15 protein-coding genes are annotated in these 13,962 nt (G+C 71.3%); 6 read left to right on the forward strand and 9 right to left on the reverse strand.

Annotation, left to right across the window (positions count from 1 at the left end; genetic code table 11):
• Nucleotides 1-23: 23 nt before the first annotated feature.
• Nucleotides 24-1,691 (reverse strand): ABC transporter substrate-binding protein, encoded by a 1,668-nt coding sequence (locus ACIQTT_RS08905; protein ID WP_402788660.1) that lies wholly within the window; start codon nt 1,689-1,691, stop codon nt 24-26.
• 125 nt (nt 1,692-1,816) lie between these two features.
• Here ACIQTT_RS08905 and ACIQTT_RS08910 point away from each other — a divergent pair, with 125 nt between their 5' ends.
• Nucleotides 1,817-2,497, forward strand: a complete 681-nt coding sequence (locus tag ACIQTT_RS08910; protein ID WP_402791157.1) for a TetR/AcrR family transcriptional regulator — start codon at nt 1,817-1,819, stop codon at nt 2,495-2,497.
• Between the two features lie 51 nt (nt 2,498-2,548).
• Nucleotides 2,549-3,763, forward strand: a complete 1,215-nt coding sequence (locus ACIQTT_RS08915; RefSeq protein WP_402788662.1) for an amidohydrolase — start codon at nt 2,549-2,551, stop codon at nt 3,761-3,763.
• A 297-nt stretch (nt 3,764-4,060) separates the two neighbouring features.
• Here the strand turns inward: ACIQTT_RS08915 and moaA are convergent, their stop codons facing one another.
• From moaA to ACIQTT_RS08940, 5 genes are all read right to left on the reverse strand, one after another.
• The gene (gene moaA / locus ACIQTT_RS08920; protein WP_402788664.1) at nt 4,061-5,143 is read right to left on the reverse strand and encodes a GTP 3',8-cyclase MoaA; all 1,083 of its coding nucleotides are present in this window, start codon (nt 5,141-5,143) and stop codon (nt 4,061-4,063) included.
• Between the two features lie 142 nt (nt 5,144-5,285).
• Nucleotides 5,286-6,341, reverse strand: a complete 1,056-nt coding sequence (locus ACIQTT_RS08925; protein WP_402788666.1) for an ATP-binding cassette domain-containing protein — start codon at nt 6,339-6,341, stop codon at nt 5,286-5,288.
• On the reverse strand, nt 6,338-7,126 hold the full coding sequence (gene modB, locus ACIQTT_RS08930; protein ID WP_402788668.1) for a molybdate ABC transporter permease subunit: 789 nt from the start codon (nt 7,124-7,126) through the stop codon (nt 6,338-6,340). Before modB ends, ACIQTT_RS08925 begins: the two co-directional genes overlap by 4 nt.
• The gene (gene modA, locus ACIQTT_RS08935; RefSeq protein ID WP_402788670.1) at nt 7,123-7,908 is read right to left on the reverse strand and encodes a molybdate ABC transporter substrate-binding protein; all 786 of its coding nucleotides are present in this window, start codon (nt 7,906-7,908) and stop codon (nt 7,123-7,125) included. The genes modB and modA overlap by 4 nt, the downstream gene beginning before the upstream one ends.
• 2 nt (nt 7,909-7,910) lie before the next feature.
• Complete coding sequence (locus ACIQTT_RS08940; protein WP_402788672.1) at nt 7,911-8,303, reverse strand: molybdopterin-binding protein; 393 nt, start codon at nt 8,301-8,303, stop codon at nt 7,911-7,913.
• Nucleotides 8,304-8,501: 198 nt separating this feature from the next.
• Between ACIQTT_RS08940 and ACIQTT_RS08945 the strand changes: the two genes are divergently transcribed.
• Genes ACIQTT_RS08945 through ACIQTT_RS08960 form a run of 4 tightly spaced genes read left to right on the forward strand, consistent with a single transcriptional unit; the run spans nt 8,502 to nt 11,261 of the window.
• Complete coding sequence (locus ACIQTT_RS08945) at nt 8,502-9,293, forward strand: HesA/MoeB/ThiF family protein (protein WP_402788674.1); 792 nt, start codon at nt 8,502-8,504, stop codon at nt 9,291-9,293.
• Entirely contained in the window at nt 9,290-10,537 is a 1,248-nt protein-coding gene (gene glp / locus ACIQTT_RS08950; protein WP_402788676.1) for a gephyrin-like molybdotransferase Glp, read from the forward strand. Before ACIQTT_RS08945 ends, glp begins: the two co-directional genes overlap by 4 nt.
• Nucleotides 10,534-11,031, forward strand: a complete 498-nt coding sequence (gene moaC, locus ACIQTT_RS08955; RefSeq protein WP_402788678.1) for a cyclic pyranopterin monophosphate synthase MoaC — start codon at nt 10,534-10,536, stop codon at nt 11,029-11,031. The genes glp and moaC overlap by 4 nt, the downstream gene beginning before the upstream one ends.
• Entirely contained in the window at nt 11,028-11,261 is a 234-nt protein-coding gene (locus ACIQTT_RS08960) for a MoaD/ThiS family protein (RefSeq protein WP_402788680.1), read from the forward strand. Before moaC ends, ACIQTT_RS08960 begins: the two co-directional genes overlap by 4 nt.
• Nucleotides 11,262-11,376: 115 nt before the next feature.
• On the opposite strand, the gene ACIQTT_RS08965 is transcribed toward ACIQTT_RS08960, so the two are convergent.
• The 3 genes from ACIQTT_RS08965 to ACIQTT_RS08975 are packed head-to-tail and all read right to left on the reverse strand — an operon-like array spanning nt 11,377 to nt 13,960.
• On the reverse strand, nt 11,377-11,805 hold the full coding sequence (locus ACIQTT_RS08965) for a molybdenum cofactor biosynthesis protein MoaE (RefSeq protein ID WP_402788682.1): 429 nt from the start codon (nt 11,803-11,805) through the stop codon (nt 11,377-11,379).
• Entirely contained in the window at nt 11,802-12,290 is a 489-nt protein-coding gene (locus tag ACIQTT_RS08970) for a molybdenum cofactor biosynthesis protein B (protein ID WP_402788684.1), read from the reverse strand. The genes ACIQTT_RS08965 and ACIQTT_RS08970 overlap by 4 nt, the downstream gene beginning before the upstream one ends.
• 38 nt (nt 12,291-12,328) lie before the next feature.
• The gene (locus ACIQTT_RS08975) at nt 12,329-13,960 is read right to left on the reverse strand and encodes a molybdopterin-dependent oxidoreductase (protein WP_402788686.1); all 1,632 of its coding nucleotides are present in this window, start codon (nt 13,958-13,960) and stop codon (nt 12,329-12,331) included.
• Nucleotides 13,961-13,962: the final 2 nt, after the last annotated feature.

A 13,962-nucleotide genomic window follows, 5' to 3' on the forward strand; every position in this document is an offset into this window, starting at 1 on the left:
AGCCCCGGCCTCCTCGTTGTGGTCTACTCGGCCGGCTTGAGCTTCGTGAGGATCAGCACGATGTTCTGCTGCGTCGGGTCACCCGAGGCGTAGGGGTCGTCCTCCGACGGCCAGCCGACATAGTTGCGCGTGTTGAACTCGCCCAGCAGCGGGTGCGCGCCGAGCGGGATCGCCGGCACCTGCTCGACGAAGATCTTCTGCAGCGTGTCGAGCGACGCGGTGCGCTCCTCGTCCGACGAGGCGTTCGCGTAGGTGTTCAACGCTTCGGTCGCGGCGGGGTCCTCGAACCGGCCGAAGTTGAATCCGGCGACGCCCTCCGGCGAGATCCACCGCGGATCCATGGTCGAGGTGTACAGGCCGTAGGCCGTGCCGCTGTCCTCCAGCCAGTGGATGATCGCCGAGAACGTACCGTTGTCGCGCGGGTCGGCCCAGCCGCCCCAGTCGGGCATGTCGATCTTGACCTCGGCGCCGATGGACTCCTTGACGTCCTCGGCGATGAGCTCCTGCGCGGTGTTCCAGTCGCTCCAGCCCGAGGGCACCGAGAGCGTGAACGAGACGGGGGCGCCGTCGGGGTCGACGAGCGCGTCGTCCTTCCAGGTGTAGCCCGCTCCCTCGAGCAGGTCGCGGGCCTTCTCGGCATCCACCTCGTAGTTCTGGCCCTCGAACTCGGGCTGGATCTCGTCCTCGAGGATCGACGACAGACCCGTCACCGACCAGACGGCCTCGCTGGCGCCCTCGCGGGCGATGTCGACGTAGGCGTCGCGGTCGATCACCCAGGCGAGCGCCTGACGGAACGCCGGGTCGTCGAACGGCTTCTCCTGCAGGTTCATGAACAGGGTGGCCGAGCCCGTGGTCGGAGCCACGAAGTACTGGTTGTGCTCGGGGTCGGCGTCGAGGAACTGCTGCTGGATCTGCGGGATGAACGCCTGCGCCCAGTCCGCCTCGCCCTGCGCGAGAGCGGTGGTCAGCGCCGTGTTGTCGCCGTACGAGACGTAGTGCAGCTCGGGCACGGCGAGGTCGCCGCCCCAGTAGTCGTCGCGCGCCTCGAGGGTGACCGACTCGGTCGACCAGTTCGACATCGCGTACGGGCCGGTGCCGACGAGGTCGTCGCCGAGGACGGGGTCGGTGGCGGGCTCGTCGAGGTTCTCCCAGATGTGCTTCGGCACGATCGGCACGTGCAGCACGCGCGCCTGGTTGACGTACTTCGACTCGCCGAACGTGAGGGTCACGGCGTCGCCGTCGACGGTCGCCCCCTCGAACTTGAGGCCGGCGGTGTCGAGCGCGGGGGTCGAGACGAGCTCGTAGGTGAAGACGATGTCGTCGGCGGTGAAGGGCTCGCCGTCGCTCCAGGTGACGCCCTCGCGGGGCACGACCGTGAGCTGCGTGTAGTCGTCGTTCCACTCGATGCTCTCGGCGAGCCACGGGGTGACTCCGCGGTCGCCGGTCTGGTTCACGAGCCCGAGGGTCTCGAAGATGACCTTGCCGTACCCGTACTTCGAGGCGGCGGAGTCGCCGACGTAGGGGTTGTTCGACTCGGTGGTGATCGCGCCGTCCGGCTTGGCGATCGTGAGGGCGGCGGAGCCGGAGCCCTCACCGGCATCCGATGATCCACCGGACGAGCATCCGGCGAGCGCGGTGGTGCCGAGCGCGGTGACCGCCGCGAGGGCGATCAAGGACCTTCTGAGCTTCATTGCTTCTCCTTGGGGCACGGGTCATTGTGCTGCGTTGCCGTCGAGCGGTCGGTCGCTCGGCGGCGTCGTGATTTGCTTACTGGCGAGAAAGTAAGCTTTCGTGAGGTTACCTACTGGTGAGTAAGATGGCAAGCCTGAACATCGAAGACGGGGGTCGCGTGAACGAGAGCAGCGAGAAGTCGCGGGTGCGCCCGGCGACCCGCGCCAAGCGCGAGTCGATCCTCCAGGCCGCCGTCGAGATCTTCGGCAACAAAGGATCGACCAACGGCACGCTCGCCGACGTCGCCGAGCAGGTGGGCATGACCCACGCCGGCGTTCTCCACCACTTCGGGTCGAAGCAGAAGCTGCTGCTCGAGGTGCTCGCCTACCGCGACCAGGCCGACGTGGCCGACCTCGCCGAGAAGCACATCCCCGATGGCCCCGAACTCTTCCTGCACCTCGTACGCACGGCCTTCGCGAACGAGCTGCGCCCCGGGATCGTGCAGGCGTACACCGTGCTGTCATCGGAGTCGGTCACCGACCACCACCCCGGGCGCGAGTACTTCGAGGAGCGCTACACGACCCTCCGCCGCGAGGTCACCGCGGCGTTCCGCGAGCTCTGCGCACAGGAGGGGGTCACCGAGCCCGACACGATCGCGGCGGCGGCCGCCAGCATCCTCGCCGTCATGGACGGCCTGCAACTGCAGTGGCTGCTGCACCCCGACCTCATCGAGCTCGGCGAGACCAGCGCTTTCGCCATCCGGGCGATCGTCACCGCGGTACTGCGGCCCGGCCCCGCCCTCGAGACCTACGTCGCCGGCGCCTGAGCCGGGGGCGACGCCCGGGCGGCATACCGGCCCGCCGGATAGGCTCGGGCCATGACGATCGATCTCGAAGCGCTCTACGTCGACCTGCACCAGCACCCCGAGCTCTCCTTCCAGGAGACCCGCACCGCCGGCATCGCCGCCGGCCATTTGCGCGACCTCGGACTCGAGGTGCACGAGGGCGTCGGAGTGACGGGTGTGGTCGGCATCCTGACCAACGGCGACGGCCCCGTCGTGTGGGTGCGCGCCGATATGGACGCCCTCCCCGTCGGCGAGCAGACCGGCCTCGCCTACGCCAGCACCGCGACCGGCATCGACCCCGCCGGCAACACGGTGCCGGTCATGCACGCGTGCGGCCACGACATGCACGTGACCGCGATGATCGGTGCCGTCGAGAAGCTCGTGGCCGATCGCGCCGACTGGTCGGGCACCCTCGTCGTGCTCATCCAGCCGGCCGAGGAGTACGGCGCCGGCTCCCGCGCGATGCTCGACGACGGCCTGCTCGACATCGCCCCGAAGCCCGACATCGTGCTCGGCCAACACGTCACCCCGCTGCCCGCCGGAACGATCGGTGTGCGCCCCGGCACGCAGATGGCGGCATCCGACGGCCTCACCGTCACCCTGCACGGCCGCGGCGGGCACGGCTCGCGCCCGCACTCCACGATCGACCCGATCGTGATGGCAGCCGCCACCGTCATGCGCCTGCAGACCATCGCCTCACGCGAGGTCGACCCGCGCGACGTCGCCGTCGTGACCGTGGGCTCCATCCACGCCGGCCTCAAGAACAACATCATCCCGGCCGAGGCGAAGCTCGAGCTCAGCCTGCGCTACCCGAACGACGAGATGCGCGACCGCGTGCTCGCGAGCGTCGAGCGGATCGTGCGCGCCGAGGCCGCGGCATCCGGAGCCGAGCGCGAGCCCGAGATCCGCACCGACCACACCCTGCCGCCCACGATCAACGATGCGGATGCCACGGCGCGCGTCACCCGGGCACTGCAGAGTGTTCTCGGCGAGGCATCCGTCGTCGATCCCGGCATGTTCACCGGCAGCGAGGACGTCTCGTGGTTCGCCCGCGACACCGGCGCGCCCCTCGTGTTCTGGTTCTGGGGTGGCGTCGACCCGGCGACGTTCGCAGCGGCGATGGCCGGCGGCACGCTCGACAAGGACATCCCCACCAACCACTCGCCGTACTTTGCGCCGGTCATCCACCCGACGATCGAGGTCGGGGTCACCGCGATGTCGACCGCCGCGCGGGAGTTCCTCGGCTGATGCCGGGGCGGGGCGTGCACTAACTCAGGAAGAACGGGACGGGTCGCCCTTTCCGACCACCGTTTCGGCGCGATTCAGCCCGTTTGTCCTGAGTTAGTGCCACCCACCCCGCGCACAACTCCGGAGAAATCGTCGGCGCGCGGCCACTCCGGCCCCGACGCTCGCCGGGCGAACGCGTGCACCAACTCAGGAAGAACGGGTCAGATTGCCCCTTCGAGCCCGGTTTCAGCGCGTTTCGACGAGATTTTCCTGAGTTAGTGCCACCCGCCGTGCGCGTAACCGCGGAGACGGGCCCGCTCAGCCGCCGATCGCGTTCATCCCGCGCGCGGGCTGCAGGAACGACGGGTCGTCGATCGCGTGCCCCGGCAGCTTGCCGAGGATGCAGGAGCGCAGCAGGTCGGCGATCGCGTCATCGCGCTGACCGGGAACGGATGCTTCGCCCCGCAGCAGCCCCGTGAGGTCGTACTCGTCGTTCGAGAAGAGGCAATTGCGCAGTTGTCCGTCGGCGGTGAGCCGCAGCCGGTCGCACGCGCCGCAGAACGGGGCGGTGACCGAGGCGATCACGCCGACCTTGTGCGGTCCGCCGTCGATGCGCCACTTCTCGGCGGGCGCTCCCCCGCGCCCCGGCACCGGGTCCAGCGACCACCGCTCGCCGAGGGCCTCGAGGATCTCCTCGCGCGTGACCATCGTCGCGCGATCCCACGTGTGCCCGGCGTCGAGTGGCATCTGCTCGATGAAGCGCAGTTGCGCACCGACCTCCATCGCGAAGGCCACGAGGTCGGCGAGCTCGTCGTCGTTCACTCCGCGCATCGCGACGGCGTTGAGCTTGAGAGGGCGCAGACCGGATGCCGCGGCCGCCGCGATCCCCTCGAAGACGTCGTCGAGCCGGTCTCGCCGCGTGAGGTCGGCGAACTTCTGCCGGTCGATCGTGTCGATGCTGATGTTGAGGCGCGCGAGGCCGGCGTCGATGAGTGCGGGGAGCTTCTGCGCCAGGCTGATGCCGTTGGTCGTCATCGCGACCTCGACCGGGCCGTCCTCGCCCTGGATGCGCGAGATACGCCGCACGACGTCGACGATGTCGGGACGCAGGAGCGGTTCACCCCCGGTGAGGCGGAAGGTGCGGATGCCGAGGGATGCGGCGACCTCGGCGACTTCGACGATCTCGTCGGTCGAGAGGATACTCGTGCGCGCGAGCCATTCGTTGCCCTGCTCGGGCATGCAGTAGGTGCAGCGCAGCGAGCAGCGATCAGTGAGCGAGATGCGCAGGTCGCGGTGCACACGGCCATGCGTGTCGACGAGTCCGCGCGGATCGATCTCCGCCCGCTCGCGTGGCGCGTCGGCAGGCGCTCGGCGGCCGATCACGACCGGTACGGCCGTCATCGCTGCCCCACTGTCCCCGTCATCCTCCGAGACTAACCCGTGGAATACCGGTCGGGGCGGGCGCGTCGGCGATCGACGGGGGATTGCCAGGGCGCACGGAGGGCCGTGGGGCGGACGCCACCGGACGGTTGCCGTGGCCGAATCAGTCGACGGCCACGAACCGCACGGTGCCCGGGTCGATCCGCACGCGCACCGTACCCCCGACCGCGAGCCCCCCGGCATCCGCCAGCGGCACGTCGACGACCCCGACACCGGTCCGCACGCGCACGCCGCTGAGGGTCTGCTCCAGGTCCGTCACGGTGACCGCCCAGGCGTCCGCACCCGCCCTCTCGCCCCCGACCAGCCGCACATCCCCCGGGCGGAACACCGCGGCCAGCGGCGCCCCGTCGACCGCGGCGAGCGCCCTCGACGCGGCATCCGCACTCGCGAGTCGCACCTCGCCGGCAACCCAGTCCCCGCCGTCCGCGACGCCGACGAGGCGGTTCACCCCGCCGATGCTGGCCACGAAGTCCGACGCCGGCTCGCCCAGCACATCGCGCACCGGCCCGCTCTGCGTGACCCGTCCCGCCTCGATGACGAGCAGCCGGTCGGCGAGCGCGATCGCATCGGCGGCGTCGTGGGTGACGGCGACGGTCGTGACGCCGTCGAGCTGTTCCCGCAGCATGCGACGGATGCCGGCCGCCGTGTCGGGGTCGAGCGCGACGAGCGGTTCGTCGAGCAGCACGGCCTTCGGTGAGGCGGCGAGCGCGCGGGCGACCGCGACGCGCTGGCTCTCGCCGCCCGACAGTTCGTGCGGCATGCGATCGCCGGCGCCGGGCAGCCCGACGCGCGCGACCCACTCGTCGGCGGATGCCCGGGCAACACGAGCCGCGACGCCCGCCGACCGCGGGCCGAAGGCGACGTTCTCGCGCACCGAGAGATGCGGGAAGAGGCGGGCGTCCTGCCCGAGCAGCACGATTCCGCGGTGCATGGGGGCGACCTGCACGCGCGGCGACGACACCCGGTCGACGACGCGCCCGTCGACCGAGATCTCGCCGCCGCCGAGGGGCACGAGGCCTGCGAGCGCCTGCAGCAGCGTCGACTTGCCCGCCCCGCTCGGTCCCATCACCGCGACGGTCTCGCCCGCGGCCACCTCGAGCGCGACATCGACCACGAAATGCTCGCGCGCGACGACCACTCGGCCCTGCAGCGCCGTCATCGCGCAGCCCCCGGACGCCAACCCCGCACGAGCAGCAGCACGATGATCGCCGTGGCGAGCAGCAGCAGGGCGAGAGCGACCGCCGCCCCCTGCGTCACCCCCGCGCCGTTGAACGCGGTGTAGATCGCGAGCGGCATGGTCTGCGTGACGCCGGGTCGGTTGCCGGCGAACAGCGCGGTCGCCCCGAATTCGCCGATCGCCCGGGCGAAGCACAGCACGACGCCCGCCACGATGCCGGGTGCGGCGAGGGGGAGGGTGATGCGGCGCAGGATCGTCCAGCGTCCGGCTCCGAGTGCAGCGGCCGTGCGCTCGTGGTCGACGCCCGAGGCGCGCACGGCACCCTCGACGGCGAGCACGAGGAACGGTAGGGCGACGAACGACTGCGCCAGCACGACCGCCGGGGTGCTGAACGACAGGCCGAGCCCGCCGAGCCACCCGGCACGCCCGAAGAGATAGAGAAGGGCGACACCGCCGACCATCGGCGGCAGCACGAGCGGCACGGTCACCACGGCGCGCAGCACCGCCGCGACGCGGGCCCCCGAGCGCGCGATGAACAGCGCGAGCGGCACACCGACGATGATGCAGAGGAGCGTCGCGACGAGCCCGGTGCCGAGCGAGAGGGCGAGTGCGGAACGCGCGGCATCCGACGTCACGTCGTCGAGGAACGTGGCCCACTCGACCCGCGAGATCAGCGCGATCAGGGGCAGCAGCAGGAAGACGAGCCCGACCGTCGCGGGGATCGCGAGCGCGCGCGGGGCGTACCCCGGCACGCGGGTCGCGCTCACGGCTTCCCGAATCCGAACTCCGCGAGGATGGCCTGTCCGGCATCCGACAGCACGAAGTCGACGAAGGCCTGCGCGGCATCCGGGTTCGGGGCATCCTCGAGGGCGGCGATCGGATAGTGGTTCACGACGTCGTCGGCATTCTCGGGCACGACCGCCTCGACGTCGTCGCGGCCGATCACATCGGTGGCGTAGACGAGGCCGGCGTCGGCTTCGCCGGTCTCGACCTTCGTGAGCACCGCCGTCACGTTCTGCTCGAGGCTCGCGGCCTCGATCGAGACGCCGGCGGCGTCGAGGAGCTTCGCGGATGCCGCGCCGCACGGTACCTCGGCGGCACACAGCACCGTCGTGACGCCGGCGAGGTCGGCGAGGTCGGCGATGCCCTTCGGGTTGCCGGCGGGAACGGCGATCACGAGGGTGTTCGAGGCGAAGAGTTCCGGATCGACGGCGGCGTCGCCGGCCTTGTCCATGTTGGCCTCGTCGGCCGAGGCGAAGACGTCGGCCGGCGCACCCTCACCGATCTGCGTCACGAGCGTCGAGGAGCCGTCGTACACGGGCACGACGGTCACGTCGGGGTGCTCGGCCGTGAACGCCGCGGCGATCTCGTCGAAGGCACCCGCCAGCGAGGCTGCGGCGTAGACGGAGAGCTCGCCGTCGAGAGTGTCGGCGGCGGCATCCGTCGACGATGTGGCGGGCGCAGACGGCGCGGCGCTCGCGCAGCCGGCGAGCGCGAGTGCGAGCGCGGCGATGCCGACGACGGTGGCGCGACGCAGAGAGCGGTGCATGATCAACCCTTCGGGACGTCGATGACGACCTGCGTCGCTTTGACGGAGGCGGTGGCGAGCGAGCCGACCTCGAGCCGCAGCTCGCGCGCGGCTTCGGCGGACATGAGCGAGACGACGCGGTGGGGGCCGGCCTGGATGTCGACCTGCGCCATCAGCCCCTCGATCTGCACGCGCGTGACGATGCCGACGAAACGATTGCGGGCGCTCGAGAGCACATCGCCCTGCGCGGGCCCCTCGTCGGCGAGTTCGATCGCCCGGGCGGCGAGCGCGTCACCGGGGATCTCGGCCGGCGTGGAGTCGGTCACAGGCAGCAGCCCCTGGTCGATCCAGCGGCGCACCGTGTCGTCGCTGACCCCGAGCAGTTGCGCGGCGCGGGCTATCCGATAGGTCTGCATGTCTCGACCGTACCGCACATAAGGAAGAGTTTCCCGAAAAAATCCGCACCCGCGGACCCGGCGCACACCTCCCTCACGACCACCCCGCCGTGAGGGGTCAGGACACGCCGCAACGCAAGACCCCCGCGCGGCGTGTTGTGACCCCTCACCGCCTTCGGCACCCACCCCACGAGCGGAACGACGGCATACCCTGAACCCATGCACCCGCTCGTCGCCCCCGCACCGGCCCTCGATCCCACCGAGCTCGTGCGCACCGCGCGCCATGCCGTGCTCGCCGGCATCGGCGAAGAGGGTCAGCGGCGCCTCAATGCCGCGCACGTCGCCGTCGTCGGCGCGGGTGGACTCGGGTCCCCCGTGCTGCTCGCCCTCGCGGCAGCCGGGGTCGGAGCCCTCACCGTCATCGACGACGACGTGGTCGAGCTCACCAACCTGCAACGCCAGCTCGCGCACCGCGTCGACGACATCGGCACGCCGAAGACGGCATCCGCCGCGCGCGCGATCACGGCGCTCGCGCCGCAGACCGTCGTCACCGAGGCGGCCGAGCGCCTCGACCCCGGCAACGCTGCACGGCTGCTCGCCGGTGCCGACATCGTCGTCGACACGAGCGACTCCTTCGAGACGCGTCGAGCCGTTGCTGCGGCATCCGAAGCCCTGGGCGTTCCGCTCGTCTGGGGCGCCGTGCAGGAATGGCATGCGCAGGTGACGGTCTTCTGGTCGGATCCGCCCGAATCGGATGCCGTCGTGCTGGCCGACCTCTTCCCGATCGGCACCGAGGGCGAGCCGCCGAGCTGCGCGCAGGTCGGCGTGCTCGGTGCGCTGTGCGTGCAGGTCGGCGGGATGCTGGCGGGCGAGGTCGTGAAGCTCGTCACCGGAGCAGGCACCCCTCTCGTGGGCCGCCTCGCCGTGATCGACGCCCTCACGGCGCGCCAGCACGAGGTCGCGATTCGACCAGCGGGCCCGGCACGCATCGCGACGGAGGCCTCGGTATGAGCGCCACGTCCGGAGGCCGCCGCACGGTCGAGGAGCAGCTCGCGCGCGTGCTGGATGCGGTGCGCCCTCTCCCGCACGAGACCCGCGCGATCCGTGACGCCGCCGCGCGCACCCTCGCCGCCGACGCGACCGCCGCGCACGACATCCCCCTGTTCGACAACTCGGCGATGGACGGGTTCGCCGTGCGGTTCGCCGATGTCGCCACGGCTTCCGCCGACGCCCCCGTCACCCTGCGCGTCGTCGCCGATCTGCCCGCCGGGGTCTCGGACGACCCGACACTCGCTCCCGGCGAGGCGGCCCGCATCATGACCGGTTCGCCCACGCCGTCCGACGCCGACGTGATCGTCCCTTTCGAAGACACCGCAGGGGGTCTCGCCGACTCGCTCCGCGAGGTGCAGGTACTGCGCGCGCCGGCGAAGCCGGGCGCATTCGTCCGACGCCGGGGCGCCGACCTCGGCACCGGCGATCCCGTCGTGCGCGCCGGCGAGCGACTCGGTGCGTTCCAGATCGCCGCGGCCGTCGCCGCCGGGATCGCCGAGGTCGCCGTGACCCGCGCGCCGCGCGTGGCCGTGGTGTCGACCGGCAGCGAGCTGCTCGCCCCCGGCGATGACGTCGCGCGGGGGCGCATCCCCGATTCGAACGGCCCACTCCTCGAGCTGCTGGTCGCCGGAGCGGATGCCGAGGTGGTGCTGGTCGCCCGCGTGGCCGACGAAGCGGATGCCGTGCGCGCGGTCACGGCCGAGGCCGTCTCCCTCGCCGCCGACGTGATCGTCTTCACCGGCGGTGTGAGTGCCGGTGCCTACGAGCCGGTGCGCGGGGCGTTCGACGGCGGCGGCGAGGTCGAGTTCGCGAGCGTCGCGATGCAGCCCGGCAAGCCCCAGGCCTTCGGCGTGCTCGACTCGGGAACGCTCGTCTTCGGCCTGCCCGGCAACCCGGTGAGCGTCGCCGTGTCGTTCGAGGTGTTCGTGCGCCCGGCTCTGCTGGCCCTGCAGGGGCGAAGCGTGATCCACCGCACGCGCACCTCTCTGACCGCGGATGCCGCGTGGACCACGCCTCCGGCCCGGCGCCAGTACCTTCCCGCCGTGGTCGACCTCGTCGCCGGAACCGTGCGCCCCGCGACGGCCGGAGGCTCGGGATCGCACCTGGCCGGCGGGCTCGCGCGAGCGCAGGCGTTCGCGATCGTTCCCGCCGACGTCGAGGCGGTCGCCGTCGGCGATCGGATCGATGTCATGCTGGTGGAATGAGCTTCACCCACCTGGATGCCGCCGGTCACGCACACATGGTCGACGTGACCCTCAAGCAGCCGACCGTCCGCACCGCCACCGCCCGTGGGTTCGTGCGCTGCAGCGCCGACGTGGTCGCCGCGCTGCGCGACGGCAGCGCACCCAAGGGCGACGTCATCGCCGTGGCGCGCATCGCCGGCATCCAGGCCGCGAAGTCGACGGCATCCCTCCTGCCCCTCGCCCACGTGATCGGCGTTCATCGGGCGAGCGTCGACCTCGAGATCGTCGACGACGGCGTGCAGATCGAAGCCACCGTCGGCACCGCCGACCGCACCGGTGTCGAGATGGAGGCGCTCACCGCCGTCTCGGTCACGGCACTCGCGGTCGTCGACATGGTCAAGGGACTCGACCGCTCGGTCGTCATCGAAGACGTGCGCATCACCGCCAAGTCGGGCGGGCGCTCCGGCGACTGGGTGCGCCCCGGCGAGTCCGATTCCGGCGAGGCATCCGCATGACCCGCGTGCGCTACTTCGCCGCAGCCGCCGAAGCGGCGGGGACGGATGCCGAGGAGCGCACCGAGACCACGCTGGCCGCGCTCCGGGCCGCGGTGGTCGCCGAGCACCCGGCACTCGCCGACATCCTGCCGCGCTGCGCCGTGATTGTCGACGGCGTGCGCACCGACGACGATCGCCCCCTCGACGGAGTCGAGCTCATCGACGTGCTCCCGCCGTTCGCCGGCGGCTGAGCCCGCTACGACACAGCCCTTCGCGTGGCGGCGCCCTTCGTCTCGCCGCTGCGCTCCTCGCTCAGGGACCGGGTCGCGTTCGGCGGTCCCTGAGCGAGCGCAGCGAGACGAAGGGTCAGCCGCCGATACCCTTCCACGACGAGGTGCCGTCGGACTCGTGCTGCCGCTTCCACACCGGGAGGTCGCGCTTGATCGCCTCGATGATCTCGCGGCAAACGGCGAAGGCCTCGGCCCGGTGCGCGGACGCCACCGCGATCACGACGGCGGCGTCTCCGACCGCCAGCTGACCGATGCGGTGACTCACCGCGACGAGCGAGCCGGTCTCACCCACGGCATCCGCGGCGATGCGTCGCAGCGTGACGGTGGCATCCGGATGGGCGCTGTACTCGAGCCCGATCACCGGGGTCTCGGCGTCGGGGTCGTTGTTGCGCACACGCCCGATGAAGGTCGTGACCGCACCGAGACGCGGGTCGTCGACGGCGGCGAGGTGCGCGTCGAGGTCGAGCGGGTGTTCGACGATCGCGGCGATGCGGACGTCGTTCATCCGTGGTCCCCGCCGGCGAGCTGGTCGACGATGTGCGCGGCGACCGTGAGCACGATCGGGATGCCGGACGACACGGCATTCGTCGAACCGGGCAGGTTCACGACGAGGGCGCCGAACGGATCGACGACGCCCGCGAGGCCCCGCGACAACACTGACTTGGGGGTGTCGGCGAGACCGTGACGACGCAGCTCCTCGGCGATCCCCGGAAGCTCGCGCGTGATCACCGGACGGGTGCCCTCGGGCGTCTCGTCGCGCGGTGCGATGCCGGTGCCACCGGTCGTGACGATCAGCTTCGCGCCGCGGGCCAGTGCGCGTCGCAGAGCATCGGCGACCGAGGCGGCGCCATCGGCGACGATCTCGGCATCAGGGCAGTGCCAGCCCGCCTCGCGCAGGAGGCCGACGGCGATGGGGCCGCCGCGATCCTCGCGCTCTCCGGCGAACGATCGATCGGACACGGTGATCACGCAGGCAGAGGGCGACGTCATGCGTCCACCCTAGGCCGCGAGATGCGGGCCTGCACCGGTCAGTTCACCCGCACGAGCGATCGCTGCCAGCCCGATGAGCCGTTCGGCGCGATCGGCGCGCGCTCCTCGATCTGCGTGTCGCCGTTCTTGTTGATCGCGCGCACCGCCACGTAGTGGGTGCCCGGAGTCGCGTCCCATTCCATGAACCACTGCACCCAGGTGTCGTCGTTGATGGCCTTCGACAGCGTCACCGGCGTCCATTCGCCGTTGTCGATGCTGACCTCGACCCGGTCGATGCCCACCGACTGCGCCCAGGCGACCCCGGCGATCGGGATGCGTCCGGCCTCGACCGCCTCGCCGAGCTTCGGGGTGTCGACGCGCGACGAGAACTTGATCGGCGCCTCGGCGCTGTAGCCGCGCGGGGTCCAGTAGGCCTCATCGTCGGCGAAGGTCGTGACCTTGAGCTCGGTGAGCCACTTCGTCGCCGAGACGTAGCCGTAGAGACCGGGCACGACCATCCGTACCGGGAACCCGTGCTCGAGCGGCAGCGGTTCGCCGTTCATCGCCACCGCGAGGATCGCGTCGAGGTTGTCATCGGTCAGTGACTCCAACGGCGTGCTGGCGGTGTAACCGTCGACACTGCGCGAGAGCACCATGTCGGCACCGGACTTCACCCCGGCCTTCGCGAGCACGTCGCGGATTGGCACCCCAAGCCACTTCGCGTTGCCGACGAGTTCGCCGCCGACCTCGTTCGACACACAGGTCAGGGTGATGACGTACTCGTCGAGCCCCATGTCGAGCAGATCCTGGAAGCTCATCTCGACCCGCTCGTCGACCATGCCGTCGATCACGAGACGCCACGTGTCGGGGTCGATGGTGGGAACGGTCAGCGCAGTGTCGACCCGGTAGAAGTCCTCGTTGGGGGTGAACAGCGGGCTGATCCCCGGCACGTCGAGCTCGGCGCCATCCGGGATGGTGACGGTGCTGGCCGGGGTGGGGAGCTTCAACGCCTTGCGGATGCTCTCCACCGACGAGACCGTCATGCTCACGGCGCGCGCGGCGACCCCGACGACGACGGCCGAGATACCGGCGATCGCGGCGAGACCGAAGAATCCGCGTCGGCTGACACCGGCGTTCGTCGCGGAGGCGGGGAGGTCGGTCGGAGACGGCTTGGTGATCGGGGGCGTCGACGGGTCGACGGCGGGCTTCTTCGCCGCGGCCGGGGCCAGGGCGGCCTCGCGCCAGCGGCGCAGGCGACGGATCAGCAGCACGAGGATGACGGCCCCCGCGACCGTGCCGAGCACAGGAGGCAGGAAGGCCAGGGGTGTCACCCCGGCGCGCGTCACGATCGCCGCGGTCGACAGCACTCCGGCGATGCCGAGTGCGATCACGCCGAGCGGGGCGCGGACGAGTTGCAGGATGCCGGCGATCGCCGAGGCGATGACCACCGCCAGTCCGAGTCCGGCGAGCAGGGCGATCTTGTCGTACTCGCCGAAGGTCGCGATCGCGAACTCCTTGAACGGCTGCGGCACGATGTCGATGACGAAGCCGCCGACGGCCAGCACCGGGCTCGCGGCGCGCGCGACGAGCAGCGCGAACAGTTCGGCGACGGCGAGGAAGACCGCGCCGCTGATCAGGCCGGCGAGCGCCGCCCAGGCGATGAATCGCTTTCCACTTCGGCGCTCGGCCATGG

The organism is Microbacterium sp. NPDC090225 (genome assembly GCF_044772365.1).
In the GTDB taxonomy this organism is placed as follows: Bacteria; Actinomycetota; Actinomycetes; order Actinomycetales; family Microbacteriaceae; genus Microbacterium.

Bases quoted from the DNA above. Each gene is read 5' to 3' on its own strand.
- ACIQTT_RS08905 (WP_402788660.1), bottom strand. From the start codon at position 1,691: ATGAAGCTCAGAAGGTCCTTGATCGCCCTCGCGGCGGTCACCGCGCTC.
- ACIQTT_RS08910 (WP_402791157.1), top strand. From the start codon at position 1,817: ATGGCAAGCCTGAACATCGAAGACGGGGGTCGCGTGAACGAGAGCAGC.
- ACIQTT_RS08915 (WP_402788662.1), top strand. From the start codon at position 2,549: ATGACGATCGATCTCGAAGCGCTCTACGTCGACCTGCACCAGCACCCC.
- moaA (WP_402788664.1), bottom strand. From the start codon at position 5,143: ATGACGGCCGTACCGGTCGTGATCGGCCGCCGAGCGCCTGCCGACGCG.
- ACIQTT_RS08925 (WP_402788666.1), bottom strand. From the start codon at position 6,341: ATGACGGCGCTGCAGGGCCGAGTGGTCGTCGCGCGCGAGCATTTCGTG.
- modA (WP_402788670.1), bottom strand. From the start codon at position 7,908: ATGCACCGCTCTCTGCGTCGCGCCACCGTCGTCGGCATCGCCGCGCTC.
- ACIQTT_RS08940 (WP_402788672.1), bottom strand. From the start codon at position 8,303: ATGCAGACCTATCGGATAGCCCGCGCCGCGCAACTGCTCGGGGTCAGC.
- ACIQTT_RS08945 (WP_402788674.1), top strand. From the start codon at position 8,502: ATGCACCCGCTCGTCGCCCCCGCACCGGCCCTCGATCCCACCGAGCTC.
- glp (WP_402788676.1), top strand. From the start codon at position 9,290: ATGAGCGCCACGTCCGGAGGCCGCCGCACGGTCGAGGAGCAGCTCGCG.
- moaC (WP_402788678.1), top strand. From the start codon at position 10,534: ATGAGCTTCACCCACCTGGATGCCGCCGGTCACGCACACATGGTCGAC.
- ACIQTT_RS08960 (WP_402788680.1), top strand. From the start codon at position 11,028: ATGACCCGCGTGCGCTACTTCGCCGCAGCCGCCGAAGCGGCGGGGACG.
- ACIQTT_RS08965 (WP_402788682.1), bottom strand. From the start codon at position 11,805: ATGAACGACGTCCGCATCGCCGCGATCGTCGAACACCCGCTCGACCTC.
- ACIQTT_RS08970 (WP_402788684.1), bottom strand. From the start codon at position 12,290: ATGACGTCGCCCTCTGCCTGCGTGATCACCGTGTCCGATCGATCGTTC.
- ACIQTT_RS08975 (WP_402788686.1), bottom strand. From the start codon at position 13,960: ATGGCCGAGCGCCGAAGTGGAAAGCGATTCATCGCCTGGGCGGCGCTC.